The organism is Herbidospora sp. RD11066 (assembly GCF_054661255.1).
The window spans coordinates 124,288-149,987 of record NZ_BAAGDO010000010.1; the positions used below are offsets into that span (position 1 = coordinate 124,288).

At 69.4% G+C, this 25,700-nt stretch carries 23 protein-coding genes; 14 read left to right on the forward strand and 9 right to left on the reverse strand.

Annotation, left to right across the window (positions count from 1 at the left end; all coding sequences use genetic code 11):
• Nucleotides 1-103: 103 nt before the first annotated feature.
• The 5 genes from ACYQ78_RS31925 to ACYQ78_RS31945 all read left to right on the forward strand — a co-directional run bounded on the left by ACYQ78_RS31925 (nucleotide 104) and on the right by ACYQ78_RS31945 (nucleotide 5,667).
• Nucleotides 104-754, forward strand: a complete 651-nt coding sequence (locus tag ACYQ78_RS31925) for an acVLRF1 family peptidyl-tRNA hydrolase (protein WP_459804666.1) — start codon at nucleotides 104-106, stop codon at nucleotides 752-754.
• 114 nt (nucleotides 755-868) lie between these two features.
• Complete coding sequence (locus ACYQ78_RS31930) at nucleotides 869-2,467, forward strand: ABC-F family ATP-binding cassette domain-containing protein (RefSeq protein WP_459804667.1); 1,599 nt, start codon at nucleotides 869-871, stop codon at nucleotides 2,465-2,467.
• A gap of 114 nt (nucleotides 2,468-2,581) precedes the next feature.
• Nucleotides 2,582-2,797, forward strand: coding sequence for a helix-turn-helix domain-containing protein (locus ACYQ78_RS31935; protein ID WP_030452286.1), 216 nt, complete (start codon nucleotides 2,582-2,584; stop codon nucleotides 2,795-2,797).
• Between the two features lie 143 nt (nucleotides 2,798-2,940).
• Nucleotides 2,941-3,747: an enoyl-CoA hydratase/isomerase family protein gene (locus tag ACYQ78_RS31940; protein WP_459804668.1), complete on the forward strand. Its 807-nt coding sequence runs from the start codon at nucleotides 2,941-2,943 to the stop codon at nucleotides 3,745-3,747.
• Between the two features lie 39 nt (nucleotides 3,748-3,786).
• Nucleotides 3,787-5,667 (forward strand): ABC transporter ATP-binding protein, encoded by a 1,881-nt coding sequence (locus ACYQ78_RS31945; RefSeq protein WP_459804669.1) that lies wholly within the window; start codon nucleotides 3,787-3,789, stop codon nucleotides 5,665-5,667.
• On the opposite strand, the gene ACYQ78_RS31950 is transcribed toward ACYQ78_RS31945, so the two are convergent.
• On the reverse strand, nucleotides 5,645-6,520 hold the full coding sequence (locus tag ACYQ78_RS31950; protein WP_459804670.1) for a sulfotransferase family protein: 876 nt from the start codon (nucleotides 6,518-6,520) through the stop codon (nucleotides 5,645-5,647). The two genes, ACYQ78_RS31945 and ACYQ78_RS31950, sit on opposite strands and share 23 nt — an antisense overlap.
• A gap of 31 nt (nucleotides 6,521-6,551) precedes the next feature.
• On the opposite strand from ACYQ78_RS31950, the gene ACYQ78_RS31955 reads away from it, so the two are divergent.
• Both ACYQ78_RS31955 and ACYQ78_RS31960 read left to right on the forward strand, forming a co-directional pair.
• Nucleotides 6,552-7,469 (forward strand): S66 peptidase family protein, encoded by a 918-nt coding sequence (locus ACYQ78_RS31955; RefSeq protein ID WP_459804671.1) that lies wholly within the window; start codon nucleotides 6,552-6,554, stop codon nucleotides 7,467-7,469.
• Nucleotides 7,470-7,553: 84 nt separating this feature from the next.
• A complete protein-coding gene (locus ACYQ78_RS31960) occupies nucleotides 7,554-8,411 on the forward strand; it encodes a hypothetical protein (protein WP_459804672.1) in 858 nt (285 codons plus the stop codon).
• Nucleotides 8,412-8,420: 9 nt separating this feature from the next.
• Here ACYQ78_RS31960 and ACYQ78_RS31965 read toward each other — a convergent pair whose 3' ends face one another.
• Nucleotides 8,421-10,178 carry a glycoside hydrolase family 15 protein gene (locus tag ACYQ78_RS31965; RefSeq protein ID WP_459804673.1) on the reverse strand — a complete coding sequence of 586 codons (1,758 nt, stop codon included), beginning with the start codon at nucleotides 10,176-10,178 and terminating at the stop codon, nucleotides 8,421-8,423.
• 4 nt (nucleotides 10,179-10,182) lie between these two features.
• Nucleotides 10,183-10,773 carry a membrane protein YczE gene (yczE, locus tag ACYQ78_RS31970; protein ID WP_459804674.1) on the reverse strand — a complete coding sequence of 197 codons (591 nt, stop codon included), beginning with the start codon at nucleotides 10,771-10,773 and terminating at the stop codon, nucleotides 10,183-10,185.
• Nucleotides 10,774-10,934: 161 nt separating this feature from the next.
• On the opposite strand from yczE, the gene ACYQ78_RS31975 reads away from it, so the two are divergent.
• Nucleotides 10,935-12,662: a macro domain-containing protein gene (locus ACYQ78_RS31975; RefSeq protein WP_459804675.1), complete on the forward strand. Its 1,728-nt coding sequence runs from the start codon at nucleotides 10,935-10,937 to the stop codon at nucleotides 12,660-12,662.
• 60 nt (nucleotides 12,663-12,722) lie between these two features.
• Nucleotides 12,723-14,138, forward strand: coding sequence for a MocR-like transcription factor YczR (gene yczR, locus ACYQ78_RS31980; RefSeq protein WP_459804676.1), 1,416 nt, complete (start codon nucleotides 12,723-12,725; stop codon nucleotides 14,136-14,138).
• Here the strand turns inward: yczR and ACYQ78_RS31985 are convergent.
• On the reverse strand, nucleotides 14,122-14,736 hold the full coding sequence (locus tag ACYQ78_RS31985; RefSeq protein WP_459804677.1) for a trimeric intracellular cation channel family protein: 615 nt from the start codon (nucleotides 14,734-14,736) through the stop codon (nucleotides 14,122-14,124). The two genes, yczR and ACYQ78_RS31985, sit on opposite strands and share 17 nt — an antisense overlap.
• 81 nt (nucleotides 14,737-14,817) lie before the next feature.
• Between ACYQ78_RS31985 and ACYQ78_RS31990 the strand changes: the two genes are divergently transcribed.
• The 3 genes from ACYQ78_RS31990 (at nucleotide 14,818) to ACYQ78_RS32000 (ending at nucleotide 19,414) form a co-directional block, all read left to right on the forward strand.
• A complete protein-coding gene (locus ACYQ78_RS31990; protein WP_459804678.1) occupies nucleotides 14,818-16,641 on the forward strand; it encodes an AMP-dependent synthetase/ligase in 1,824 nt (607 codons plus the stop codon).
• A 157-nt stretch (nucleotides 16,642-16,798) separates the two neighbouring features.
• A complete protein-coding gene (locus tag ACYQ78_RS31995; protein ID WP_459804679.1) occupies nucleotides 16,799-17,761 on the forward strand; it encodes a hypothetical protein in 963 nt (320 codons plus the stop codon).
• Between the two features lie 168 nt (nucleotides 17,762-17,929).
• A complete protein-coding gene (locus ACYQ78_RS32000; protein ID WP_459804680.1) occupies nucleotides 17,930-19,414 on the forward strand; it encodes a PQQ-dependent sugar dehydrogenase in 1,485 nt (494 codons plus the stop codon).
• A gap of 3 nt (nucleotides 19,415-19,417) precedes the next feature.
• Here ACYQ78_RS32000 and ACYQ78_RS32005 read toward each other — a convergent pair whose 3' ends face one another.
• Nucleotides 19,418-20,191, reverse strand: a complete 774-nt coding sequence (locus ACYQ78_RS32005) for an alpha/beta fold hydrolase (RefSeq protein WP_459804681.1) — start codon at nucleotides 20,189-20,191, stop codon at nucleotides 19,418-19,420.
• Nucleotides 20,192-20,356: 165 nt separating this feature from the next.
• Between ACYQ78_RS32005 and ACYQ78_RS32010 the strand changes: the two genes are divergently transcribed.
• Nucleotides 20,357-21,064, forward strand: coding sequence for a class I SAM-dependent methyltransferase (locus ACYQ78_RS32010; protein WP_459804682.1), 708 nt, complete (start codon nucleotides 20,357-20,359; stop codon nucleotides 21,062-21,064).
• Here the strand turns inward: ACYQ78_RS32010 and ACYQ78_RS32015 are convergent.
• From ACYQ78_RS32015 to ACYQ78_RS32025, 3 genes are read right to left on the reverse strand one after another with little or no spacing between them, the layout of a single operon-like run.
• A complete protein-coding gene (locus ACYQ78_RS32015; RefSeq protein WP_459804683.1) occupies nucleotides 21,061-22,077 on the reverse strand; it encodes an NAD(P)/FAD-dependent oxidoreductase in 1,017 nt (338 codons plus the stop codon). The two genes, ACYQ78_RS32010 and ACYQ78_RS32015, sit on opposite strands and share 4 nt — an antisense overlap.
• Nucleotides 22,074-22,589: an isoprenylcysteine carboxyl methyltransferase family protein gene (locus tag ACYQ78_RS32020; protein WP_459804684.1), complete on the reverse strand. Its 516-nt coding sequence runs from the start codon at nucleotides 22,587-22,589 to the stop codon at nucleotides 22,074-22,076. The genes ACYQ78_RS32015 and ACYQ78_RS32020 overlap by 4 nt, the downstream gene beginning before the upstream one ends.
• Nucleotides 22,589-23,632, reverse strand: a complete 1,044-nt coding sequence (locus ACYQ78_RS32025) for a type III polyketide synthase (protein ID WP_459804685.1) — start codon at nucleotides 23,630-23,632, stop codon at nucleotides 22,589-22,591. Before ACYQ78_RS32025 ends, ACYQ78_RS32020 begins: the two co-directional genes overlap by 1 nt.
• Nucleotides 23,633-23,785: 153 nt before the next feature.
• Here ACYQ78_RS32025 and ACYQ78_RS32030 point away from each other — a divergent pair, with 153 nt between their 5' ends.
• Nucleotides 23,786-24,496: a UbiA family prenyltransferase gene (locus ACYQ78_RS32030; RefSeq protein WP_459804686.1), complete on the forward strand. Its 711-nt coding sequence runs from the start codon at nucleotides 23,786-23,788 to the stop codon at nucleotides 24,494-24,496.
• On the opposite strand, the gene ACYQ78_RS32035 is transcribed toward ACYQ78_RS32030, so the two are convergent.
• A complete protein-coding gene (locus ACYQ78_RS32035; protein WP_459804687.1) occupies nucleotides 24,493-25,647 on the reverse strand; it encodes an RtcB family protein in 1,155 nt (384 codons plus the stop codon). The two genes, ACYQ78_RS32030 and ACYQ78_RS32035, sit on opposite strands and share 4 nt — an antisense overlap.
• Between the last annotated feature and the right edge of the window lie 53 nt (nucleotides 25,648-25,700).

Genomic DNA, 25,700 nt, shown 5'->3' on the forward strand with positions numbered 1-25,700 from the left:
GAGTCTCACCTCATTGGGTCCGGTGATTCGAAATTCACCCACATTTCCCCCTATCGACAACCGTGGACGCCTGCTCAGAGCACACCCGCTACGCTGAGCGTTCATGAGCGCACGCCCGGCCGCCGGGGGCGGACGGTGGGTGTCGATCCCCCCGTCCCGGCTGCCCCGCTGGCTCACCAATTTCGCCGCCCGCCACGGCGGCCCCCCGGCCGAAGACGGCACCCCCGACCTGGTGATCTTCACCGCTCCCGACGGCGCGGTGGCCGAGTGCCACGTCCCGTTCGGGCCGCTGCGCGGAACGCCCGGCGCCGAGCGGCTGATCGCCCACGTCTCCCTGGAACGCCGGATCGCCGTTCTCCTCGTGCGATTGGGCGGATACGCCGCCGGTGTGTTCGAGGGCGACCGGTTGGTCGCGTCCAAAGTGGGTTCACGGCTCGTTCACGGCCGCAGCGCGGCCGGCGGCTGGTCGCAGCACCGCTTCGCCCGGCGGCGGGAGAAGCAGGCCGACGAGGCGATGGGCGCGGCGGCCGACGTGGCGGCCCGGGTGCTGCTGCCGTCCCTGGAGAAGGGGCTCGCCGGCTTCGTCGTCGGGGGAGACAAGAAGGCGATCGACGAACTGCGGCCCGACCGGCGGCTCGCGCCGCTGTTCGCCCTGGAGACGGGGCCCTTCCTGACCGTGCCCGACCCCCGGCTGACCGTGCTGGAGAAGACGCCCGAGGAGTTCCGGGCGGTCCGCATCCGCGTCGTCGATTAAGACGTCGGGGATTTCGCCGGGCCCCCATACAATCGACTCATGCGCACTCCCGATTGATCGATTCCGTGTGCCCACGGTCCCCAAGCCATTTCTCAGCGGGAGTGTCCCCCAACCATGATCATCGCCACAGACATCGAACTCCGCGTGGGTTCCCGGCTCCTCATCGAGGGAGCCTCGTTCCGGGTCAACCCGGGCGACAAGATCGGCCTCGTCGGCCGCAACGGAGCGGGCAAGACCACGCTCACCAAGACCCTCGCCGGCGAGGGCGTGCCCGCCGGCGGCACCGTCACCATCACCGGCGCGGTCGGCTATCTGCCGCAGGACCCGCGCACCGGAGACCTCCAGGTCATCGCCCGCGACCGCATCCTGTCGGCCCGCGGCCTCGACGAGGTCATCCGCGACCTGCGCAAGGCCGAGCTGGGCATGACCTCGGCCGATGTGAAGACCCGCGACAAGGCCGTGAAGGCCTACGGCCGCCTGGAAGACCGCCTCCACGTGCTGGGCGGCTACGCCGCCGAGTCGGAGGCCGCCTCGATCGCCTCCAGCCTGGGCTTGGCCGACCGGGTGCTCGGCCAGCCGCTGGAGACCCTCTCCGGAGGTCAGCGACGCCGGGTCGAACTGGCACGCATTCTTTTCTCCGGATCGGAGACTCTCCTCCTCGACGAGCCGACAAACCACCTCGATGCGGACAGCATCGGCTGGCTTCGTGATTTTTTGCGTTCCCACCAGGGCGGCTTGATCATCATCAGCCACGATGTTGGTCTACTTGAAGCGACGGTAAACCGGGTGCTCCATCTCGACGCCAACCGGTGCGTGATCGACACCTACAACGTCGGGTGGAAGAACTACCTGCTCCAGCGGGAGACCGACGAGAAGCGCCGCAAGCGCGAGCGGGCCAACGCCGAGAAGCAGGCGGGCGTCCTGCTGGCCCAGGCCGACAAGATGCGGGCCAAGGCCACCAAGGCGAAGGCGGCCCAGGACATGCAGCGCCGGGCCGAGCGCCTGCTGCGCGGCATCGAGCCCGAGCGGCGCTCCGACAAGGTCGCCAAGCTGCGCTTCCCCGCCCCGGCGCCCTGCGGCCGCACGCCGCTGACCGCCGTCGACCTGTCGAAGTCCTACGGCTCTCTTGAGGTCTTCACCGACGTCGACGCCGCCGTCGACCGGGGCCACCGGGTCGTCATCCTGGGCCTCAACGGCGCCGGGAAGACCACCCTGCTGCGCATCCTGGGCGGCATCGAGACGCCCGACACCGGCGAGGTCCGCCCAGGTCACGGCCTCAAGATCGGCTACTACGCCCAGGAGCACGAGACCCTCGACCCCACCCGCACGGTGCTCGAGAACATGCGCTCGGCCGGGCCCGACATCCTCGATGTGGAGCTCCGCAAGGTGCTGGGCTCGTTCCTGTTCACCGGCGACGACGTCGACAAGCCCGCCGGAGTGCTCTCGGGCGGCGAGAAGACCCGGCTGGCCCTGGCCACGCTGGTGCTCTCCAGCGCCAACGTCCTGCTCCTCGACGAGCCCACGAACAACCTCGATCCGGCGTCCCGGGAACAGGTCCTCACGGCTCTGCGCTCTTACACAGGGGCGATCGTTCTGGTCACCCACGACGAAGGAGCCGTGGAGGCGCTGCAACCCGACCGTGTGATCCTGCTGCCCGACGGGGTCGAAGACGCGTGGAGCGAGGAATTTTCCGATCTCGTCGCCCTCGCCTGATCATAAATTTACCGGGTACGGATCTTTTCCCTGGGAGTAGGTAGCCGATCGAGCCGAAATGACTGATCATGGCGTGAGTAACGCTGCGGAAGTCTGGCACTACAGGAGGTACTCGTGGCCGAGACTCTGAAGAAGGGCACCCGGGTGACCGGGGCCGACCGTGAAAAACTGGCCAGCGATCTCAAGAAGCGCTATGCCGCGGGTGAGAGCATCCGCGCCCTGGCCGCTTCCACGGGCCGGTCGTACGGATTCATCCACCGCATCCTCAGCGAGTCCGGCGTGACTCTGCGGGGACGCGGCGGGGCGACCCGGGGCAAGACCAAGCGCTAGTTCCGCCTCGCTGAACCGCTGACCGCAGCCGCTCACGTACCTCAGATCCGGAGCGGTCCGCTCCCGGGCCGACCGGCCGGGGTCGGATAACCGAACAGGGTTCGGTAGGCTCGGGCGCTACCGCCAGGAAGGGGTTGCGCGCTGTGGAAGCGACACCAGGGGGGATAGCGGAGCAGATCTCTGCGAGCACGCTCGCCGAGGTCGGACTGCGCTACGAGGTGGACGGCGAGATCGCGACGATCACGCTGAACCGGCCGGACAAGCGAAACGCCCAGACGTTCGCCACCTGGTCGGCACTGGCCCGGATCGGGGACGACCTCCCCGAGGCCGTGCGGATCGTCGTCGTGAAAGGCGAGGGGCCGTCCTTCTCAGCAGGCATCGACCTGCGATTGTTCACATCCGAGGGTGTCCCCGGTGAGGGTTCGTTCGCCTCGGTGCTCGGTGAGGGCTTCGAGGAACGGATAGCCCAGGCGCAGAAGGCCTTCATGTGGCTGCGCCGACCGGAGATCATCTCGATCGCGGCCGTCCAGGGCCACGCGATCGGGGCCGGGTTCCAGCTCGCACTCGCGTGCGATCTGCGAATCGTGGCCGATGACGTGCAGTTCTGCATGAAGGAGCCGGCGCTCGGCCTGGTACCCGACCTGACGGGCACCAAGCCGCTGGTCGACCTCGTCGGCCTGCCCAGGGCCCTGGAATTGTGTGTCACCGCCCGGAAAGTCGGGGCGGAGGAGGCGCTGCGCCTCCGGCTGGCCGAGCTGGCCGTACCGGTTGAGGAGCTGGATACGGCCGTGGCCGACCTGACGGCGGCGCTGCTCGCCACGGAGCGATCCGTCGCGACCGCGACGAAGCGGCTGCTCCAGGGCGCGGGAGGCCGCACACTGGAGGAGCAGGCCGCCGCGGAGAGAGCCGAACAGGTGGTCCGCGTCAGGGCTCTGTTCGCCTCGGGCTGATGCTGGAATCGCCCTGTTCCGTAAAGGGTTGACCAGGACATGGCGATGATGGGTCCGAATTCGGGCTGGCAGATGATGCAGTCGATGCGGCGCGACGGCGACGTGATGAAGGAGCGTCTCGCGCCCGGCACGGTCCGGCGCATCGCCGGTTACGCCGCACCGTTCCGGTGGTCGATCGCCGGGTTCCTCGTCCTGATCATGGTCGGGGCGTTGATCGTGGTGGCCAACCCGCTGCTGATCAAGCAGATCATCGACGTGGCGATCCCGGCGAAGGACACCCGGCTCGTCATCTGGTTCGCGGTCGCCATCGCCGGGCTGGCGCTGTTCGACGCCGTGCTGTCGCTGGGCGAGCGCTGGTTCTCGGCCAGGATCGGCGAGGGGCTGATCTACAACCTGCGCACGGAGGTCTTCGACCACGTGCAGAAGATGCCCGTGGCGTTCTTCATGCGGGCGCAGACCGGCGCGCTGGTCTCGCGGCTCAACGGCGACGTCATCGGGGCGCAGCGGGCGATCACCAGCACCCTGTCGTCGGTCGTCTCCAACGTGATCAGCCTGGTCGTCGTGCTGGTCACGATGCTGGCGCTGTCATGGCAGATCACCCTGGTCGCGCTCGTGATGCTGCCGGTCTTCATCTTCCCGGCCAAATGGGTGGGCCGGCGGATGTCCCGCTACACCCGCGAGCAGATGGAACTCGGGGCCGAGATGAGCTCGGTGATGACCGAGCGGTTCAACGTCGCCGGCGCGATGGTCGCCAAGCTCTACGGCCGTCCGGCCGACGAGACGCGTCACTTCGCCGGACGCGCCGCGCGGGTGCGCGACGTCGGGGTCACGGTCGCCATGCTCGGCACGGTGTTCCGCGTCGCGCTGGGCCTGATCGCCGCGCTGGCCACCGCGCTGGTCTACGGGTTCGGCGGCGTGCTGGCGGTCGACGGCTCGTTCGAGCTCGGCACGCTGGTGGCCATGTCGGCACTTCTCATGAGGTTGTACGGCCCCCTCACCGGCCTGTCCAACGTCCACATCGACGTGATGACCGCGCTGGTCAGTTTCGACCGCGTCTTCGAGGTGCTCGACCTCAAGCCGATGGTCGACGAGAAGCCCGACGCCGAGGAGGTCCCGGCCGGGCCGGTCACGATCGAGTTCGACGACGTCCACTTCCGTTACCCGGCCGCCTCCGAGGTGTCGCTGGCCTCGCTGGAGTCGGTGGCCCGGCCCGACCAGGGCGAGTCGGCCGAGGTGCTCAAGGGCGTCACCTTCACCGCGCGGCCCGGCCAGATGGTCGCGCTCGTCGGCCACTCGGGCGCCGGCAAGACCACCACGACCTCGCTCGTCTCCCGCCTCTACGACGTCGACGCCGGCGCGGTGCGGCTCAACGGCCTCGACGTGCGCGACGCCACGATGGCCTCGCTGCGCGACACCGTGGGCGTCGTCATGCAGGATCCCCACCTGTTCCACGACACCATCGCCGCCAACCTCCGCTACGCCCGGCCCGAGGCCACCGACGAGGAGATCTGGGAGGCGCTGCGGGCGGCCCAGATCCACGACCTGGTCGCCTCGCTGCCCGAGGGGCTCGACACGGTGGTGGGGGAGCGCGGCTACCGGTTCTCCGGCGGCGAGAAGCAGCGGGTGGCGCTGGCCCGGCTGCTGCTGAAGGCGCCCCCGGTCGTCGTGCTCGACGAGGCCACCGCCCACCTCGACTCCGAATCGGAGGCGGCCGTCCAGCAGGCGCTGAAGGTGGCGCTGGCGGGCCGCACCAGCCTGGTCATCGCCCACCGGCTCTCCACCATCCGCGAGGCCGACGCGATCCTCGTCATGAACGAGGGCCGCGTGGTCGAACTCGGCCGCCACGACGAACTCATGGTCCTCGACGGCTCCTACGCCGAGCTGTACAAGACCCAGTTCACGAGTAGCCCAGCCGTTTGAGCTCCTCGCGGGCGACCTTGCCGACCAGTTCGGCGTCGCTGTAGGTGAGGCGGCGGTGGGCGCCGACCTTCGGGGCGCCGACGCCGTAGAGGGCGATCGTGGAGATCTTGGCGCCGAGGAAGTCGCCCACCTGGCCGAACGTCTCGGTGGGGGACTGGTGCAGGTCCTCGTACCGGATCGTCATGAGCTGGTCGGCGGGGAGCTCCTTGCGCAGCACCGCCGACAGGCGGATCGCGGCGCGCCAGCGCAGCGCGCTCTTGCCCGCGACGGGCATCTCCTTCCAGCGCAGCTTGTGCTCGGCGCTGTTGACGCCGAGGAACGGGCTGGGGAACTCGGTGTCGTCGCTCAGCATGTGGGGCTTGAACCAGGCCATCGTGGCCGGGTCGGCCAGCATGTCGGCCACGACGTCGCGGCCGTCGCGGATGACCTGGACGAACCGGGCGTCGGGGAAGGCCGCGAGCAGCACGGGGGCGGTGTAGAGCAGGTCGGGGCTGGCGTCGCCGAACCGGGTCAGCTCGGAGGCCGTCACGCACGGGCCCGCGCCGATGATGCCGCCGGCCTCCTTGCAGGTGCCGGAGCACTCGCCGCACGCGCCGGGCACCACCTGCCACGCCTCGGCCAGGACGTCGCGGATCACCCGGGGCGCCCCCGGGCTGCGCGCGATCGACGGCTTGCGCGCGAAGGCGTAGACGACACGGGAAACGGCGCCCCGGCCCATGGTGAGATGCACGCCGGGCGAGCGCTTGATGGCACGGGCGAGCAGGTCCGCGCCGGAGTGGGGGGCGGCGAGCACGAAGACCGGCTGACGGACCTTGACGCCGTTTACCACGAGAATGTGGGTCGGTGGTCGCATAGGTAGCGCCTAGTCTGACACTCTTTGGGGGGTGTCCGAACGAACTCCACCCCGCCTCCGGCACGGTGACACCGTGGCCGTCGTCGCGCCCTCCGGTCCGGTCGACCTCGACCGGCTCAACCGCGGCCGCCACGTGCTCACCGGCCTCGGCCTGAACGTCCGCTTCGGGGCCCGCATGCTGATCCGCCGCGGCTACCTCGCCGGACCCGACCAGGCCCGCGCCGCCGACCTGCAGGAAGCCTGGTGCGATCCGGAGATCGCCGCCGTGATCTGCGCCCGGGGCGGCTACGGCGCCACCCGGGTCCTCGACCACCTCGACTGGGACAAGATGGGAGCGGTCCGGCCCAAGCCGCTGCTCGGATCGAGTGACATCACCGCCCTCCACCTGGCCTTCCAGCGCCGTCTCGGGGTGGCCTCGCTGTTCGGCCCGATGCCGGCCTGCGCCACGATCAGCGACGAGGACGGGCCGGAACCCCGGTCGTTGTCGCACCTCAAGGCCTCGCTGATCTCCAGCCTGGAGCCCCGGCCGGTGAAGGGCGACCAGGTGCTGGTGCCGGGATCGGCCATCGGGCCGGTCACGGGAGGCAACCTGACCCTTCTCGCGGCGCTGTGTGGAACGCCCCATCAGATGGAGGCCCAGGGCCGGATCGTGCTCCTGGAGGACATCCGGGAGGAGCCGTACCGAATCGACCGTATGCTGACCCAGCTACTCCAGGCCGGGTGTCTCGACGGCGCCGTCGGCTTCGCGCTCGGGTCGTGGATCGAGTGCGGCGAGGCGCTCCCGGTGCTGGTGGAACGGCTCGGACCCCTGGGAGTGCCGATCATCGCGGGACTGCCGATCGGTCACGGGACACCACAGTTCAGTGTGTGGCTGGGGGCCGATGGGGTTATTGATACCGAATCGTGCTCTCTGACAGGCCTTATCGGCAACCAGGACAAGGCACCCTGAAGCTGGCAACACGCCACGTTTGTAAGGGGATGAGCCTTGGGTCTGTTGCGGCGACTCCGCAGCCGGATTCGGCCTGACCAGCCTGTGCAACCCGTAGCCCGGCCCGTCGAGGACGTCGATCTTGACTCTCTCCTCGCCCTGGTGGTCGAGACGATGGGGTACAGCTGCGCGTTCGAGGACGACGGCGCCACTCTGATCATGGGTGGCGATGAGATGTCCCGTACGGTCAACCTGGTCGGGCTCCGCCGAGAGGCGGCCCGCAGGACGCGCGAAGACTGGCCGATGCTGGTCTCCGAGCACCTGTCCCACGCCGTGTCGGGCGAACCTTTCGACGCCTGCAACCTGCCCCGGATCAAGCCGCTGCTGCGCACCCGCCTGCACGCGGCCGACGACCCGGCGATCCCCGACCCCTCGCGGATCATCGGCCGCCATCTGAGCGCCGACCTGATCGAGGTGCTGACGATCGGCGGCCGTCCGGTGCGGCCGGAGGAGGCCTTCTGCTGGCCGATCCCGCCCGCCGAGGCGCTCGACGTCGCCCTCGACAACGCGCTGTCCGACGAGCGGATCACCGCCGAGTACCTCCAGCTCGGCGGGGTGAGCGTGCGGATGATCAGCGCGCCCACCGCCGTCGCGCACCTGCGGCGGCTGCCCGGCCCGCCCGACGGCCTGCTTGTCGTGCTGCCCCACCCGGGCGCGATGGCGATCCACCCCATCGAGGGCATCGGCGTCGTCCGCGCCCTGGAGCGGATGCGGGTGTACGCCCAGCGCGAGTTCGACGACCGGGACGGCGGCCTGAGCCCCCACGTCTACTGGTGGCACCGCGACCGGCTGACCCGCATCCAGGCCGACCTGGTTCCCCAGGACGGCCAGGTCAGGCTCGTGGTGACCCCGCCCGCCGACTTCGCCAGGCTGCTCGCCCGGCTGGCCGGAGACGCGAACTAGCACCACGGGCTAACTGAGGGCCTGGGCCGTGTGGATCAGCGGCACGTGGCTGAACGCCTGGGGGAAGTTGCCCACCAGGCGGCCCTGCATCGGGTCGTACTCCTCCGACAGCAGGCCCACGTCGTTGCGCAGGCCGAGAAGGCGTTCGAACAGGTCGCTCGCCTCCTTGCGCAGCCCCATGCGGGCCTTGGCCTCGGCCAGCCAGAAGCTGCAGGCCAGGAACGCGCCCTCGCGGCCGGGCAGGCCGTCGACCGGGTTGCGCTCGCTGGTCGAGTAGCGCAGCACGAACCCCTCGGGCGTGGTCAGCTCCCGCTCGATGGCGTTGATGGTGCCGATGACGCGCGGGTCGTCGGCCGGCAGGAAGCCCATCGTGGGGATGAGCAGGGTCGCGGCGTCGAGCTCCTGCGACCCGTAGTACTGCGTGAAGGTGTTGCGCTCGGGGTCGTAGGCCTTCTCGCAGACCTCCTTGTGGATCTCCTCGCGCAGCGCCTTCCACTTGTCGATCGGCCCGCTGCGATGCTGGCGCTCCAGCGTCTTGATCGCGCGGTCGCAGGCGACCCAGACCATGACCTTGGAGTGGGTGAACTGGCGGCGCGGGCCGCGCACCTCCCACAGGCCCTCGTCGGGCTGGCGCCAGCCGCCTTCGAGGAAGTCCATCATCTTGCGGGTCAGCTTCCAGGCGTGGTCGTCGGGCGGCAGGCCGCCCTTGCCCGCGTGGTAGAGCGAGTTGACGACCTCGCCGTAGACGTCGAGCTGGAGCTGGCCGGCGGCGCTGTTGCCGATGCGGGCCGGCAGGGAGTTCTCGTAGCCGGGGAGCCAGTCGAGCGTCATCTCGGGGAGGCGGCGCTCGCCGGCGACGCCGTACATGATCTGGAGGTCCTGGGGACGGCCCGCGATGGCGCGCAGCAGCCACTCGCGCCAGGCCTTGGCCTCTTCGAGGTAGCCGCTGGTCAGCAGGGCGTCGAGGATCATGGACGCGTCGCGCAGCCAGCAGAACCGGTAGTCCCAGTTGCGGACCCCGCCGAGGTCCTCGGGCAGGCTCGTGGTCGCCGCGGCGACGATGCCGCCGGTGGGGGCGTAGGTCAGCCCCTTCAGCGTGATCATCGAACGGACGACGGCGTCGCGCCACTTCCCGGCGTGGGTGCCCTTGGACACCCAGTCCTCCCACAGCTCGCGGGTGTAGTCGAGCTCGTTCTTCGGGTCGATCTGCGGCGGCGCGGCGGCGTGGGAGGGGTGCCAGGCGAACACGAACGGCACCTTGTCGCCCGCCTCGACCCGGAACGTGCCCTTGTGGGCGTAGTCGCTGCCGTGCAGGTGGATCGGCGAGTGGATCCACACCGAGTCGGGGCCGCCGACGGCCTGGAGGCTGCCGTCGCGCTTGCGCACCCACGGGACGATGCGGCCGTAGTCGAACCGGATGCGGATCTCGCAGTTCATCTCGACCGACCCGGCCACGCCCTCGATGATCCGGACCAGGCGGGGATGTTCATGGCGTACCGGCATGAAGTCGATCACCCGGGCGGTGCCGGTCGGGGTGTCCCAGGTCGATTCGAGGACGAGCGTGTCGCCCCAGTAGCGGCGGCTGGAGGCCGTCTCCATCCCGGTGGCCCAGATCCGCCACGCGCCGTGGCGCTGGTTGCCCAGCAAGGCGGCGAAGCAGGCGGGTGAGTCGAAACGGGGCAGGCAGAGCCAGTCGACAGAGCCGTCACGGCCCACCAGGGCCGCCGACTGCATGTCGCCGATCAGCGCGTAGTCCTCGATCCGCATGTGATCAAGCTACCCACCGGGCCCTCATGAAGAACTGCGTGATCGGCCCGATCATCAGGGCGAACACCAGCGTGCCGACCCCGGCGACGCCGCCGAGCAGCCAGCCGACCGCCAGCACGGTGAGCTGGATGATCACCTGGGCGGACCGGATCGACAGGCCCAGCCGGTGGAGCCCGGTCATCAGGCCGTCGCGCGGCCCCGGGCCGTACCCGGCGCCGATGTAGAGCGCGGTCGCGCCGCCGACGGTGACCACGCCGACCAGCAGATAGGCCCACTGGACGATCCAGTGACCGGGCGTGGGGGCCAGCCAGACGGTCAGGTCGAAGAACCAGCCGAGCAGCAGGACGTTGCTGATCGTGCCCAGGCCGGGTCGCTGCCGCAGGGGGATCCAGAGCAGCATCACGGCCGCCCCGACGATGATCACCCAGGCGCCGATGCTGAGCCCGAAGTGGCGGGAGAGGCCCTGGTGGAAGACGTCCCAGGGGGCGCTGCCGAGGTTCGACTCGATCTGAAGGCCGGAGCCGGCGCCGTAGAGGAACAGCCCCGCGTAGAGCCGGACGAGCCGAGTAGAGGTAGGACGAGTGGATGTTTGCACCATAGTCGTCCCAGTCTGGCGACGGCCAGCCTAGGCGTACAGGGCCAATCTCGGAAATTGGCCTTACTTCGCGAGGTTGGTGAGTTTGATGGGTTGGATCGCGTCACTCGCGAATTCGGAGGTATTCTTTTCATCTGACCCACGTGATGAAAGTTCAATTCATGCGCATAACCTTGCGTGGCCTCGATATACGGATCGTCAGCCAGGCCGAAGTCTTCCATTCGATCACCGAAGCTCCTGGTGATCATGTAGTCCTTATGGGTGCAGGTGTTTCAAAGGAAGCCGGTGTTCCGCTGGCTCAGGAGATCGCCGAGGAGATCCGCGATAAACTCGCAGGTCACGAAGGGGTCACGGATGTCGCGGAATGGGCTCGACGAAACCTCGCATGGGACGACCCGAAACGGCGTTATCTAGTCAGCATCGAAAGCTACGGTTCGGTCGCTCAGCGACTCTCGTACTTCCGAAAGCTACTGGTAGGCCGTCGCCCGGCCTTCGCGCATCACGCCCTTTCCCTACTGATGGCCAAAGGTTTTCTGCATGGAACCGCCTTGACCATCAACTTCGACAAGCTGCTGGAGAACGCGTTCGTCGAGCAAGGTCTCAAAGAGTGCCAGCCCATCAGGGTTGAGGATGAGGTGCGACTGTGGCGCCCTGAGAAGGAAGTCGACAGTGTCTTCAAGCTGCACGGCGACTATGACACGCATAACATCGCCAACACTCGTGATGAGACCCGGAGCATAGAATCCTACTTCGCCAAGCCGACGGCCGACTTACTCCGAGGGCGTGGCCTGGTGGTCCTGGGCTCGGCCGGTCATGAGAAGAGCCTTGTGGACTTCATCCAGGGGTATCTCTTCTCTGAAGATCCGCAAGTGCTGGCGAGGGGGTTTCGCTGGGGGATACATCTTGGAGAGAGCATGCCTTCCGGGCTGACCCATTCCAAGTTGGAATCCCTAATGTTGGACGCCGTATCGAAGGGGGCGATCAACGCGGAGATTCTTACCCACATCGGCGATGCCAACAGAAGGTACCAAGATCGACGCCCGTGTGCTGTCTTCCCGATCTGGGGGGCCGGCAACTTTCTTCACGGACTCATCGGTGCCACCGGGGATCGTTGGCTCCAGGAGAGGGCCCACCTTTTCCTGGATCATGAGATGAGAGTCCGCGCCACTTTCGAGGCGCAGGGATTGACGGAGAAGGCGATCGAACGCCACCTCGAGCGGCTGAAGGAGGCCAGGCGCCGCACTTCTGCGATGGAGGAACCCCCCAAACGGCCAAGACTCGCGGTTACCGCTTCGCAGGGGCCGACCGAACTGCGGATGGTCTATGGCGATATCGGCAGCCAAACCATGATGGCTGACCCAGAGTTCTCCGGGCGTGTCCGTGCGGTCGTCAGCCCCGAGGACACCACGATCAGCGCCGGAGGCGGCGTCGCCTATGCGCTGCTGATGAAGGCCGGCCCTCGTTTCATTCTCAATGAGCTGGCCAAATATGGCCCCATCGACCACGGAACTTCAGCTGTGACCTCGGCTGGGGAGCTGCCGGTTCATTACATTTTTCACGCAGCCGCCTTGAAGGTCGACGCGCCGGGTGACTCCTATGTAGTGGATCCGGCAACCATCAAAGCGACCGTGCGGGACGTCCTCGACAAGGCCAACGCTCTGAAGGTCGAGACGATCTGGATCCCCTTGATCGGCGCGGGTGTTGCCTCCCTGCCGGCGCGTGACTCATTCGGCGCCATTGTCGATGCCATCGGTGCCGAGGCCAGGCCATGGCTGCGCACGATCATCGTTGTCGTGTACGACGAGGGCATCCTCAACCGCCACGCCGCTGCGGCTCAGGTGGAGTCTCTCCTGCCGGGCGCTTCGGTAAAGGTCAGCACCGTGGCCTGAAAGTGGTCCAATCCGTAGAATTGGCCTGATTGATCGAGGCCGCATGGAACGGTGCAAAACATGAGAACGAGTTCTAATGTGGTCGGCATGCCGCGCCACATCGCCCCGGAGCAGCTCGCCCGTCTCCTCGTCGTCCCGCCCGGGGCCCGTCCCTACTACCGCGCGCTGGCCGAGGCGCTGCGGGGCCGGCTGCACGACGGCGCCATCCCGGTGGGGGTGCGGCTCCCCGCCGAACGCCATCTCGCCGAAGTGCTCGGAGTCAGCCGGACCACCGTGACCGCCGCTTACGACCTGCTCAAAGAGCAGGGATACGTCACCGCGCGGCAGGGCTCCGGCAGCACGACCGCCCTGCCCGCCGGAGGTGACGTCCCGTGGACGATCCCGATCCCGGGCGACGGCATGATCCCGCTCCACGTCGCCTCGATGCCCGCCGCGTCCGGGGTCGCCTCCGCCGTGGAGAACGCCGCCGCCGGCTACCACCGCCACCTGCTCGGCATCGGCTACGAACCCGTCGGCCTGCCCGCGCTGAGGGAGGCCGTGGCCCGGCGCTACACCGACAGGGGAGTGGCCACCCGGCCGGAGCAGATCCTCATCACGCCCGGCTCCCAGCAGGCCATGCACCTGCTGTTCTCGCTGCTGCTGCGCGCGGGCGACCCCGTGCTGCTGGAGTCGCCGACCTACGCTCACGCGATCCAGTGCGTGCGGCTGCACGGCGCCAGGGCGGTCGCGGCGGGTCGGCTCATGGAGAGTTCGCTCGCCCAGGCCCGGGTCGCCTACGTGCTGCCCGACTTCCACAACCCGACCGGCGCCCTGATGGACGCCGAGGGGCGCGCCGCGCTGGTGGCCGCCGCCCGCCGGCACGACGTGACGCTGATCTGCGACGAGACCTGGGGCGAGGTGGCCGTCGACGACGTCGTGATGCCGCCGCCGCTGGCCCGCTGGGACACCGACAACCGGGTGATCACGATCGGCTCGGCGTCGAAACTGTGGTGGGGCGGCCTGCGCGTGGGCTGGCTGCGCGGGACCGCCGAGCTGGTGGAGAAGCTGTCGGTGCTGCGCGCGGGCGTCGACCTGGCCACGGCGGTGTTCGACCAGCTCGTGGTGGCCGACCTGTTCCCGCAGGTCGAGGAGTCGCGGGCCGAGCGCCGCGCCTGGCTGGAGACCTCCAGGAACGCCCTCATGACGGCGCTGTCGGAGCACCTGCCCGGCTGGACGTACCCGAAGCCGGTCGGCGGCGGGTCGATCTGGGCCAAACTCGACGTGCCCTCGGCCGCGCCGCTGGTCGCGGCGGCGGCCGCGCAGGGGGTCAGGCTCGCGCCCGGCCGGTGGTTCGGGGTCGACGGCGCCTGCGAGGGCCACCTGCGGCTGTCGTACTGCCACCCGCCCCACGTGCTGGCCGACGCCGTCAGGAAGATCGCCACCGCCCGGCCGGGGGCGGCGCCCGTGGCGGACAGCCGCCTCACGATGAGTCTGTGACGCCCCGCGCCAGCGGCGCCCGCCAGCCCCGCCGCATCGCCAGGAACCGGAACGAGAAGGCCAGGACCGCGGCGGCCAGGACGGCGAACGGGCCGCGTACACCGAACTCGAAGAGCATCGCGAGCACGGTCGCGCCCAGGAACGCGGGCACCGCGTAGAGCTGGCGGTCGTAGAGGAGTTTGGGCCGCTCGCCCGAGAGCACGTCGCGCAGCACGCCGCCGCCCACGGCGGTGACCACGCCGAGCAGGATGGCGTGCAGCGGGGACAGGCCGAACAGCAGCGCCTTCTCGGTGCCGGTCGCGCAGAACAGGCCCAGCCCGGCCGCGTCGAAGATCAGCATGCTCGGCATCACGCGGGCGACCTGCGGGTGCCAGAAGAACACGATCGCCGACGCCAGCAGCGGCACCAGCACATAGCCCGCCTCGTGGAGGGCGGCGGGCTGGATGCCGAGGAACACGTCGCGCAGGATGCCGCCGCCCACCGCGGTGAAGAACGCCAGCACGGCCATGCCCACGACGTCGAGACGGGTGTGGACCCCGGCCAGCGCTCCCGAGGTGGCGAAAACGAAGATCCCGGCCAGGTCGAGCACCCATGTCACCAGGACATCTTGTCAGCCTTGACTTACCGATGATGTGATGCGGGTCACTCTGTGCGTGAACACCCCTACAGGAGGCGCGGAATGGTCTTTGAAGAGCGGGCGGCGATCGAGGAGAGCATCGAGGGCCGGACCATCTGTTCGCAGCTCGACGAGACCGCCGAGAACCACCCCGACTCGCCGGCCTATTCCGACCCGGTGGAGGGCGGCTGGTCGACCCTCACCTACCGGGAGGCCCGGCAGCGGGTGCTGGAGATCGCGGCCGGGTTCGCCGCCCTCGGGGTCGAACCGGGCGACTCGGTCGCCCTGATGATGGTCAACCGCAGCGAACACGTCCTGGCCGACCTCGGCGCCGTGCACGCCGGCGCGATCCCGTGCTCGGTGTACGCCACCTTCGCCCCCGACCAGGTCGCCTATGTGGCCAACGACGTCGGCGCCAAGGTCGCCGTGCTGGGCGGCCCGGCCGAGCTGGCCCGCTGGGAGCCGGTCCTCGACCAGATCCCCGGCCTTGAGAAGATCATCCTGCTGACCGGCGCCACCGGCGACCAGCTCTCGTGGGACGACTTCGTCGCCTTAGGAGCGCAGGCGCTGGCCGCCGACCCGCAGTCGGTCGAGGAGCGCTGGCGCTCGGTCACCTCCGACGACACCCTGACCGTGCTCTACACCTCGGGCACGACCGGCATGCCGAAGGGCGTCCCGCTCACCCACCGCAACGTGCTCTTCGAGATCGGCGCGACCGACCGGATGACCTCGCTGCCCACTGAGGGCACCCAGATCTCCTACCTGACCTACGCCCACATCGCCGAGCGGGTGCTGAGCCTCTACCTGCCGCTGTTCAAGGTCTCCCACGTGCACTTCTGCACCGACCTGGCCAACCTCGGGCCGACCCTGGCCGCGGTGAAGCCGGTGCTGTTCTTCGGCGTGCCGCGCGTCTGGGAGAAGATGATGGCCCGCCTGTCGGCGCTGCTCGCGACGCAGCCCGAGGAGCAGCAGGAGAACGTGCGCAAGGCGATGACCGCCGGGCTCGCCTGGGTCGAGGCCGGTCAGGTCGGCGCCTCGATGACCCCGGAGGTCCAGGCCGCCTACGAGGCCGCCGACGCCGGGCTGCTGGCGTTCATCCGGTCGCTGATCGGCTTCGACAACGCGGGCTGGCTCGCCAGCGCCGCCGCGCCGATGCCGCTGGAGGTGCAGAGGTTCTTCGCCGGGCTCGGGCTCAAGGTCCTCGACGTGTACGGCATGACCGAGACCACCGGCGCCTTCACCGCCAACAGCCCCCATGCCTACAAGCTCGGCACCGTCGGCCGCGCCGAACCGGGCGTCGAGGTGCGCATCGCCGCCGACGGCGAGATCCTCACCCGCAGCCCGCTCAACACCACGGGTTACCTCAACCGCCCCGAGGCCACCGCCGACCTGTTCGGCGACGACGGCTGGCTGCACACGGGCGACGTCGGCTCGGTCGACGACGACGGGTTCGTCCGCATCGTCGACCGCAAGAAGGAGCTCATCATCACCGCCGGAGGCGAGAACATCTCCCCGGCCAACATCGAGAACTACCTGAAGGAGCACTCCCTCATCGGCCAGGCGCTCGCCTTCGGCGATTCGCGGCCCTTCCCGGTCGCGATCCTCACCCTCGACGGCGAGGTCGCCCCCGGCTGGGCCCAGGCCAACGGCATCACCTTCACCGACCTGGCCGACCTGGCCGCCCACCCCGACGTGCTGAAGGCCGTCGAGGCGGCGATCGAGACCGCCAACGAGAAGCTCGCCCGCGTGCAGCAGGTCAAGCGCTGGCGGCTGCTCCCGGTCGAGTGGACGGCCGAGACCGAGGAGCTCACCCCGAGCCTCAAACTGAAGCGCCGGGTCATCCACGCCAAGTACGCCGAGATCATCGAGGAGATGTACGCTCAGTGATCTTCTGACCCCGACGCGCGAGCGTTTGATCCCGTTGCCAAGTTGTGATCACTTTTTCCATGACTTACGCGCAACTTTTGGCCTCGATTTTCCGTCTATGACGTAGGCGCGCTTCATGCCGGAAGCGCGCGGTAACGGGGAGAGGAAGCACCCTCTTATGATCAAGCGCATTGCCACCGCTCTGGTGGCGGCCGCTGCGATGAGCGCCTCGGCGCTCGTCGGCGCGGCTCCCGCCTTAGCGAATCCGGGTCACGGACACGGTCACCACGACGGTCCCGACCCGAAGATCACGGGAATCGTGATCAACCCCAACCCGGTCGTCCTCAAGGGCAAGTGGGACTCCGAGGTCGTGTCCATCACGGTCAAGGGCGTCGACATCAAGCACGCCAAGATCGTGGTCGACCACAAGGGCAGCTGGGGCCGCGACGACTGGGACGGCCACGGCTGGGACGACAAGTCGGCGGACAGCACCACCTCCGACTCGTCGGACGAGGAGAAGAAGAAGCCCGAGTGGAAGCCCCAGTGGTTCTCCTACTCGGAGAGCGTCCGGATCGACACGAAGGACCCGAAGGGGTTCTACTCCGTGAAGGTCTTCGCGCGCGGCTTTGACGGCAAGCTCTACAGCAGCGCTTCGGGCTTCACCGTCAAGCACGACACGTACAACCCGCCGAAGCCCCCGAAGGGCCCCAAGGCGACGCGTATCGTCGACTTCAACGCCGGCCCCGAGCCGGTGAAGAAGGGCCGTAACCTCACCCTGACCGGGCAGCTTCAGGTCGCCCAGTGCTACGGCGACTGGTACTACGACTACAAGAAGCACGACCGCGCTTACGTCGAGCTCGACGGGAGCGTCAAGCCCGTCGACGACGGCTGGAGCGGCTGCTACGACTCCCGCGACTACTGGCACGGCTGGTACAAGCTGGGCTGGCAGGACATCGACGTCTACTTCCTCCCTGCGGGTTCGCACAAGTGGAAGTACGTGAAGACCATCGACACCAACCCCAACGGCTCCTTCTACACCAAGGTCAAGGCCTGGGGGAGCGGCACCTGGGGTGTCCGGTACGACGGTAGCCACGGTTTCGGCTCTTCTGAGGCGAGCGACTACGTGAAGGTCGTCAAGTAGTTTTCTCTACGAGCCCGGGCCTCCCCTCCACGGAGGCCCGGGCTTCCCCGTGCCGGGGGACGAAACGTTGCGGCTCACCGATGAAACTTTCCCTTTCAGTCGCAGGTCGGCACCCGGCGCGCCTGGTGATCGTTGTCAGAAACTTTCGGGCCTTCGTATGGTTCCGCAATGTCCAGACATGTCAGACACGTCATCGCCGCGGCGATCCTGCTCCTCGGAGTCATGATCGCCCTCCCGGCCCGGGCCGCCGTGGTCGGCGGCTTCGACTTCGACCGGGCCCAGGTGTCGGTCACCGGGCTGCAGGTCCCGTGGGGGTTCGCCTTCCTCCCCGACGGGAGTGCCCTGGTCACCGAGCGCAACACCGGCCGCGTCATGCAGGTGCGGCCAGGCCAGACCCCGGTCGCCGTGGCGACCATCAGCGGAGTGTCCGCCTCGGGTGAGAGCGGCCTGCTCGGCATCGCCGTCTCCCCGACGTACGCCTCCGACCAGTGGGTCTACGTCTACTTCACCACCGCCAACGACAACCGCCTGGCCCGCTTCCGCCTGAGCGCGCCCACGACCCAGAACGTGCTGCTGTCGGGCATCCCCCGCGCCACGATCCACGACGGCGGCCGCATCGCCTTCGGCCCCGACGGGATGCTCTACCTGGCCACCGGCGACGCCGGCACGACCTCCAACGCCCAGAACGCGAGCTCCCCCGCCGGGAAGATCCTCCGCATGAACCCCGACGGGAGCATCCCGTCGAGCAACCCGACCCCCGGGTCGCGGGTCTACAGCATGGGCCACCGCAACGTGCAGGGCCTCGCCTGGGACGGCCAGGGCCGCCTGTACGCCACCGAGTTCGGCCAGAACACCACCGACGAGGTCAACCAGATCGTGGCGGGCGGCAACTACGGCTGGCCGACGTGTGAGGGCGTGTGCAACAACCCGTCGTTCCGCAACCCGATCGTCACCTGGACGACCGCCGAGGCCTCCCCGAGCGGCCTCGCCTACGCCAACAACACCCTGTTCGTCGCCGCCCTGCGCGGCACCCGCGTGTGGGGTGTCTCGCTGAACTCCTCGGGCGGCTCGGCCGGCACCATCTCCCAGTTCCAGGGGCAGTACGGCCGCCTGCGCGCGATCGCCGTCGGCCCCGACGGCTGGCTGTGGATCGGCACCAGCAACCGCGACGGCCGGGGCACCCCGGTGGCGGCCGACGACCGCATCATCCGGGTCCCCCCGGTGAACGTGAACCCGTCGCCCTCGCCCAGCCCGTCGCCCTCTCCCAGCCCCTCGCCTTCGCCGTCACCCTCTCCTTCACCTTCCCCGTCTCCGTCTCCGTCGCCCAGCCCGCAGCCGGGCGGGCCGTGCTCGGCGACCGGGACCGTCCAGACCCAGTGGGGTAACGGCTACGTCGTGCAGCCGGTGACGGTGACCAACACCGGCACCTCGGCGCTGAGCGGCTGGCGGGTGACCTTCACGCTCCCGTCGGGTCACAGCATCTCGGGGTCGTGGAACGCCGCACTCACCGTCTCGGGCCAGACCGTCACGGCCACGAGCATGGGCTACAACGCCAACCTCGCCCCGAACGCGAGCACGACGTTCGGCTTCCAGGTCACCCGGCCCAACGGCAACACCTCGACGGTGAGCGGCTACACCTGCGCCTCGCCGTGACGATCAGTTCTTGAGGAACGCGGTCACGATCGGCCCGGTGATCTCCGGGTCGATCGTGTGGGTCTGGCCGTCGAGGGCGACCACATGGGCGCCGTCGACGGCCATGGCCAGCGCGCCCACCATGCCGCGCAGCCGGTCGGGGCTGGCGGCGCCGTCGAGGACCAGCGTGGGCGGCGGGCGCAGGGCGGCGAGCTGGCCGGGCAGGTCGCGGTCGGTGACCAGCAGCGCGTCGTAGACCGTCGACGGCGCCAGGGCCTCCAGAGCCTTCCAGAAGGGGGCGCGCTTGGCCTGCTCGATCATGGGGGGCGTCATGCCGATGATCTTCTGCTGGAAGTATTCGACCGCCTCTTCGCGCCGCTCCTGGGCGATCAGCTCGGTCAGGTGGCCCGCGTGGTCGGCGGGGGAGGGGTTGTCGTTCTGGTAGGGCGGCTCGTAGAGGGCCAGCCGGGTGATGGCGGCGCCGTCGATCACCGCTTTCAGCGCGAGCAGGCACCCCGAGGAGTAGCCGAACACCGCCGCCTCGCCGCCCGCGACCTCGATCATCGCCTTCAGGTCGTCGATCTCGTCGGCGATCTGGAAGGGCAGCGCCACCTCGCCGCTGCCGCCGCGCCCGCGCCGGTCGTAGGTGAAGACGGTGAAGTCGCGCGCCAGCGCCTCGGCCAGCGGGCGACCGGCCGCGCGCTCGTTGAACACGCCCACCACGACGATCACGGGCGGACCCTCGCCGACCTGGTCGTAGGCGATCGTGGTGCCGTCACGCGACGTCGTAATCATCATGACAACCGTTCTATCAGCCGGTACCGTCAGTTCCGGTTCGTCGAACCGTTCATCGAAACAGGAGTCGCCATGCCCGCCCACCCGGTGTGACCGGGGCGGTGGAACGCTGCCCCGGTCGAGACGCGAAGCAGGATCTTCCGTACTTCCGACTGGAGCATTTCTGACATGCCGTGGTACACGGATTTCTTCACCGAGCTGCCCAACACCTTCTGGCGGGCGGCCGTTCCCCAGGCGTCGACCGACGCCGAGATCGACTTCCTCATGAGGCTGCCGGGCGACCACGTCCTCGACGTGGCCTGCGGCAGCGGGCGGCACGCCCTCGAACTGGCCGCGCGCGGCCGCCGGGTGACCGGCGTCGACGTCTCGGCCGAGGCGATCGCCCACGCGACCGCCGAGGCCGCGCGGCGCGGCCTGGCCGCCGACTTCCGGGTCGGCGACATGGGGGCGCTGCCCGTCACGACCGCCGACACGGCGATCTGCATGGGCAACGTCTTCGGCTACCTCGACCACGACGAGACGCGGGCCTTCCTGGCCGGGCTCGACGTCCAGACGGTGGTCCTCGACTACGGCTTCGCGGCCGAGTCGTTCCTCCCGGGCGTGGCCCTGGAGGAGGAGCCGCTGACCATCGGCGGCGTCACCGCCGAGCAGATCAACGAATACGACGTGGCGAGGAGCCGCTGGATCACCCACTTCACCTTCACCCGAGGTGACGAGGTGCACCGGGGGACCTCGGTCCAGCACGTCTACACCGCCGCCGAGGCCGGCCGCATGCTGACCGAGGCGGGCTTCACGACCATCGAGATGTACGCCGGTCCCGACGGCGCCCCCTACGAGCTCAGGTCTCACCGCCTGCTCCTGGTGGCCCGCCGCTAGGCGAGAAGGGCGACGGCCGCGCGGAAGGCCCACGGGAGCCGCCGCGCGGCCGGCGCGATGAGGTCACCGGTGACCCGGTTGCCCCTGACGGCCACCAGCACCTCTGTGAGCGCCCGGTGGCGGCGGGAGAGGCGCCGCCAGTCACGTTGGTACATGTCTGGATTTCGCTGGCTTAGGGCGGAAATGAGGGCCTCGGCCGAGCGGACCGCCAATGAAATCCCCTCGCCGGTGAGCGCGTCGACGTATCCGGCGGCGTCGCCGACGAGCAGCACCCGCCCGGCCACTGGGGCTTTCGCGCTCTGCCGCAGGGGTCCCGCCCCTCTCACGGGGGTGCACGGTGGTCCGAGCCGCTCGCGTAACGCGGGGAAGGCGGCGAGATGGTCGTCGAACGGCACCCTCCGCGAACTCAGCACCGCCACCCCGACCAGCTCGGGCCCGACGGGGGTCACATAGGCCTCCGCGCCCGTCGACCAGTGCACCTCGACGTGGGGGCTCCAGGGGGCGACCGCGAAATGGCGGCGGAGACCATGGCGTCGTCCACGACCGGAAGTGACGGTCAGCCCCAGGGCGGCGCGCAGCGGGGAGTGCAGCCCGTCGGCCGCGACCAGCCAGCGGGCCCGGCCGAACCCGTCGGCCTCGACGGCGTCGGGGCCCTGCCGGAACCGGCCGACCCGCCCGGCGACCACCCGGACGCCCAGGTCGGCGGCCCTCTTGGCGAGCGCCTCGTGCAGGATCGTGCGGCGGACGCCGAGCCCCGACCGGCCACGCGGGAACGGCGCGGTCACCGATCCGGCGGCGTCGAGATAGGTGATGCCGCGTAACGGCCACCCCTCGGGATCCACGCCCAGCGACCGCAGCGCCTCGATGCCGGTGGGCATCAGCCCCTCGCCGCAGGCCTTGTCGACCGGGGCCGCCCGGGGTTCGACGACGACGGCCTCCATCCCGGCCAGCGCGGCGTGACAGGCGGTGGCGAGCCCGGCGGGCCCGCCTCCGGCGATCAGCACGTCGATCACGCGGTGCCCAGCCGGGCCAGCGCGGCCTCCTCACACCGGATCCGGACCACCATGAGCCCCGCGTTCAGCACGGTGAAGACCAGCGCGGTGACCCACGCCGAGTGCACCAGCGGGAGCGCCAGTCCCTCGACGGCGACCGCGACGTAGTTGGGGTGCCGCAGGAACCGATAGGGGCCGCCCGTCACCGCCGTCAGCCCCGGGACCACCACGACCTGGGTGTTCCACTGGTGCCCGAGGGTCCGGATGCACCACCACCGCAGCCCCTGGGAGGCGACCACGAGCGCCAGCATCGGCCAGCCCAGCGCGGGCACGAAGGGGCGGTCGGCGGCGTACACCTCGATCAGGCACCCGGCCAGCAATCCGGTGTGCAGGACCACCATGAACGGATAGTGGCCCTGACCGGCGACGAAGCCGCCTCTGGCCAGGCTCCAGCTCAGATTGCGCTTCGCGACGACGAGCTCGGCCAGGCGCTCGACCCCGACCAGGGCGACGAGAAGGGCGTACCAGCCCATCACCACTCCAGCAGGACGAGCTCTGAACAGAACCCGGGACCCATCGCGATCATCAGGCCCGGCGTGCCCTTCGGCGGGTCGAGGGCCATCGTGTCGGCCAGCACCCGCAGCACCGACGACGACGACAGGTTGCCCACCTCCGCCAGCGATCGCCAGGTCACGTCGAGGGCGTCGGGCGGCAGGTCGAGGGCCTCGATGACCGCCTCCAGCACCCGGGGGCCGCCGGGATGGCAGACCCAGGCGGTGATGTCCTTCCTGGTCAGGCCGTGATCGCCGAGGAAGCCGTCGACGTCGTCGGCCAGATAGGTGCGGACCACCGCCGGGACGTTGGCGTCCAAGACCACCCGGAAGCCGTTGTTGGTGATGTCCCAGCCCATGACCTGCTCGGAGTCGGGATAGAGGTGGGAGCGCGAGTCGATCACGCGGGGGCCGGGGCCCTCGGTCGTGGTGGCCACCACGGCGGTCACGCCGTCGCCGAACAGGCCGCCCGCGACCAGGTTGGCGATCGAACGGTCGTCGCGCTGGATGGTCAGCGAGCAGAACTCCACCGACAGCAGCACCGCCACCTGGGCCGACTTGTCGGACAGGTAGTCGTGGGTCCGGGCGACCCCGGCCGCGCCCCCGACGCAGCCCAGGCCGAAGATCGGCAGGCGCTTCAGGTCGGGCCGCATGCCCAGCCGGGACGCGATGCGGCTGTCGACCGACGGCGCCGCGATCCCGGTGACCGAGGTGAACAGGAACATGTCGACGTCACGGGGGGTGAGCCCGGCCAGGTCGAGCGCCTCGGCCACCGCCTGGGAACCCAGCTCGACGGCCGCCGCCACGAAGACGTCGTTGGACGCCCCGAAACCGTCGAGTTTGGCGTAGTCGTCGAGGGGCAGTACGAGATGCCGGAAGTCGACTTTGGCGTGCTGGTGGAGCCGTTCGAGGACCCGGCGTTCGGTGGAATCGAGGAAGCCGAACCGGGCGATCGCCTCGGTGATCTCGGCCTGCGCATAACGGTTCGGCGGCAGGACGCCCTGAACAGCGGCGATACGTGACATCGCACTCCCAGATCGGCAGAAGTTACCCCCTTCCGATCTCTGCCCACCCCTCACGGGTTCATGTGCGTCCCGCTGGGAACCCCAACCTCTGTGCTTCTCCTCGGCTTGGTACGGGCGTGTCATCCGGGGCCGACGCTGGCCGTCAGTGCTCTCGTGACCGCTTTGGCGGTGGGATCGGGCCGGGACGCGGCCGGGTGTCTGCTCGTCCTGGCGGCCGTGCTGGCGGGGCAGCTGTCGGTCGGATGGTGCAACGACGCGCTCGACGCGGGGCGGGATCTGGCCCTGGGGCGTACCGGGAAACCTGTGGTTTCCGGGCTGGTCACGACGCGGGCCTTATGGGTGGCGGCCGGGGTCTCCCTGGTGGCGTGTGTGCCGTTGTCGCTGGCCAACGGCCTGGCCGCGGGGGGTCTTCACCTGCTCGGGGTGGCGGGGGCGTGGTCGTACAACCTCGGCCTGAAGGCCACGGTCTTCTCGTGGGTGCCCTATGTGATCGGATTCGGGCAGTTCCCGGCGTTCGTGTCGCTCGGGCTGCCCGGCGCGCCGTGGCCGGCGTGGTGGTCGGTGCTGGCCGGGGCGCTGCTCGGAGTGGGCGCCCACTTCGCGAACGTGCTCCCCGACATCGACGGGGACCTGCGCACCGGGGTCCATGGACTACCCCAGCGCCTCGGCCCCCGCCGAACCCGCCTGCTCACCCCGGTCTTCCTGGTCACGGCCGTCGCCGTGCTCTGGTGGCCGATGGCCTTTCTCGCCGCGGTTCTGGCGCTGGCACCCCGTTGTGTGCGCCGTCCCGACGCCTCGTTCCTGAGTGCCATCGCCGTCGCCGCCTTGGCCGTTGCGCTGCTTCTCGTACGCGGAACCGGCTAGCCCTTGTAGTTGAAGATCTGGCGCAGCGTGTGCTGGACGGTCACCAGGTCGGTCTGGTCGGCCATGACCTGGTCGATCGACTTGTAGGCCTCCGGGTGCTCGTCGACCAGCGACGACGCCCGGTCGGCGTTCCAGGTCCGGCCCTCCATCGCCTTCTTCAGCGACGACGCCGTCAGGGTCCGCTTCGCCTGGCCGCGCGACATCCGGCGCCCCGCCCCGTGGGAGCACGAGTTGTAGGAGTCGGCGTTGCCCTTCCCGCGCACGATGTAGGACCGGGTGCCCATCGAGCCCGGGATGACGCCCTCGTCGCCGGTGTCGGCCTTGATGGCGCCCTTGCGGGTGATCCAGAGGTCCTTGCCCTGGTGCGTCTCTCGCTGGGTGAAGTTGTGGTGGCAGTTGATCGTCCGGACCCGGCGGCCCTTCCCGACCACCGAGAACAGCGCGTTCGACAGCACCGCGTCCATCCGCGCCCGCGAGGCCATCGCGTAGGCCTGCGACCACAGCATGTCGTCGATGTACGCCGCGAACTCGGGCGTCCCCTGGGTGAAGTAGGCCAGGTCGGGGTCCTCCAGCCCGATCGCCGCCTGCTTCATCGCCTTCTTCGCGTCGGCGATGTGGCGGGTCGCGAGCTGGTTGCCGATCCCGCGCGAGCCGGAGTGGAGCACCGTCCACACCCGATCGCGCTCGTCGAGGCAGACCTCCACGAAGTGGTTGCCCGACCCGAGGGTCCCGAACTGCACCGACACCGTCTTGTCCTGCTTCGGGGTCAGTTCCGTGTGCGGCCGCCCGAGCGCCTCCAGCGCCCGGTCGACGGTCCGGTCTTCGTGTCCCTTGCCCACTCCGGCCGGGATCCGCCGCTCGACCAGCGGCATCAGCGCTTCGAGGTTCTCGGGCAGGTCGCGGGCGGTCAGGTCGGTCTCGGTCGCGATCATCCCGCACCCGATGTCGACCCCGACGGCCGCCGGGATGATCGCACCCTGGGTGGGGATGACGGAGCCGACGGTCGCACCGATCCCGATGTGCGCATCGGGCATGAGCGCGACGTGTCCGGACACGAATCGCAGGCGCGCGGTCCTGGCCGCCTGCTCGATCGTTCCGTGGTCGATCTCGCTGGCCCAGGACAGCAGGTTGTGGGCGACTTCCTTCGGCATGATGATCTCCTGTTTCGGTGCGACCAGTGTGCCGAACCGAGGTGAAGCGTTCC

Excerpts from the sequence above, each read along its gene's own strand:
- ACYQ78_RS31925 (WP_459804666.1), top strand. The coding sequence starts at position 104 with ATGAGCGCACGCCCGGCCGCCGGGGGCGGACGGTGGGTGTCGATCCCC.
- ACYQ78_RS31930 (WP_459804667.1), top strand. The coding sequence starts at position 869 with ATGATCATCGCCACAGACATCGAACTCCGCGTGGGTTCCCGGCTCCTC.
- ACYQ78_RS31945 (WP_459804669.1), top strand. The coding sequence starts at position 3,787 with ATGGCGATGATGGGTCCGAATTCGGGCTGGCAGATGATGCAGTCGATG.
- ACYQ78_RS31950 (WP_459804670.1), bottom strand. The coding sequence starts at position 6,520 with ATGCGACCACCGACCCACATTCTCGTGGTAAACGGCGTCAAGGTCCGT.
- ACYQ78_RS31965 (WP_459804673.1), bottom strand. The coding sequence starts at position 10,178 with ATGCGGATCGAGGACTACGCGCTGATCGGCGACATGCAGTCGGCGGCC.
- ACYQ78_RS31975 (WP_459804675.1), top strand. The coding sequence starts at position 10,935 with ATGCGCATAACCTTGCGTGGCCTCGATATACGGATCGTCAGCCAGGCC.
- yczR (WP_459804676.1), top strand. The coding sequence starts at position 12,723 with ATGAGAACGAGTTCTAATGTGGTCGGCATGCCGCGCCACATCGCCCCG.
- ACYQ78_RS31990 (WP_459804678.1), top strand. The coding sequence starts at position 14,818 with ATGGTCTTTGAAGAGCGGGCGGCGATCGAGGAGAGCATCGAGGGCCGG.
- ACYQ78_RS31995 (WP_459804679.1), top strand. The coding sequence starts at position 16,799 with ATGATCAAGCGCATTGCCACCGCTCTGGTGGCGGCCGCTGCGATGAGC.
- ACYQ78_RS32000 (WP_459804680.1), top strand. The coding sequence starts at position 17,930 with ATGTCCAGACATGTCAGACACGTCATCGCCGCGGCGATCCTGCTCCTC.
- ACYQ78_RS32005 (WP_459804681.1), bottom strand. The coding sequence starts at position 20,191 with ATGATGATTACGACGTCGCGTGACGGCACCACGATCGCCTACGACCAG.
- ACYQ78_RS32010 (WP_459804682.1), top strand. The coding sequence starts at position 20,357 with ATGCCGTGGTACACGGATTTCTTCACCGAGCTGCCCAACACCTTCTGG.
- ACYQ78_RS32020 (WP_459804684.1), bottom strand. The coding sequence starts at position 22,589 with ATGGGCTGGTACGCCCTTCTCGTCGCCCTGGTCGGGGTCGAGCGCCTG.
- ACYQ78_RS32025 (WP_459804685.1), bottom strand. The coding sequence starts at position 23,632 with ATGTCACGTATCGCCGCTGTTCAGGGCGTCCTGCCGCCGAACCGTTAT.
- ACYQ78_RS32035 (WP_459804687.1), bottom strand. The coding sequence starts at position 25,647 with ATGCCGAAGGAAGTCGCCCACAACCTGCTGTCCTGGGCCAGCGAGATC.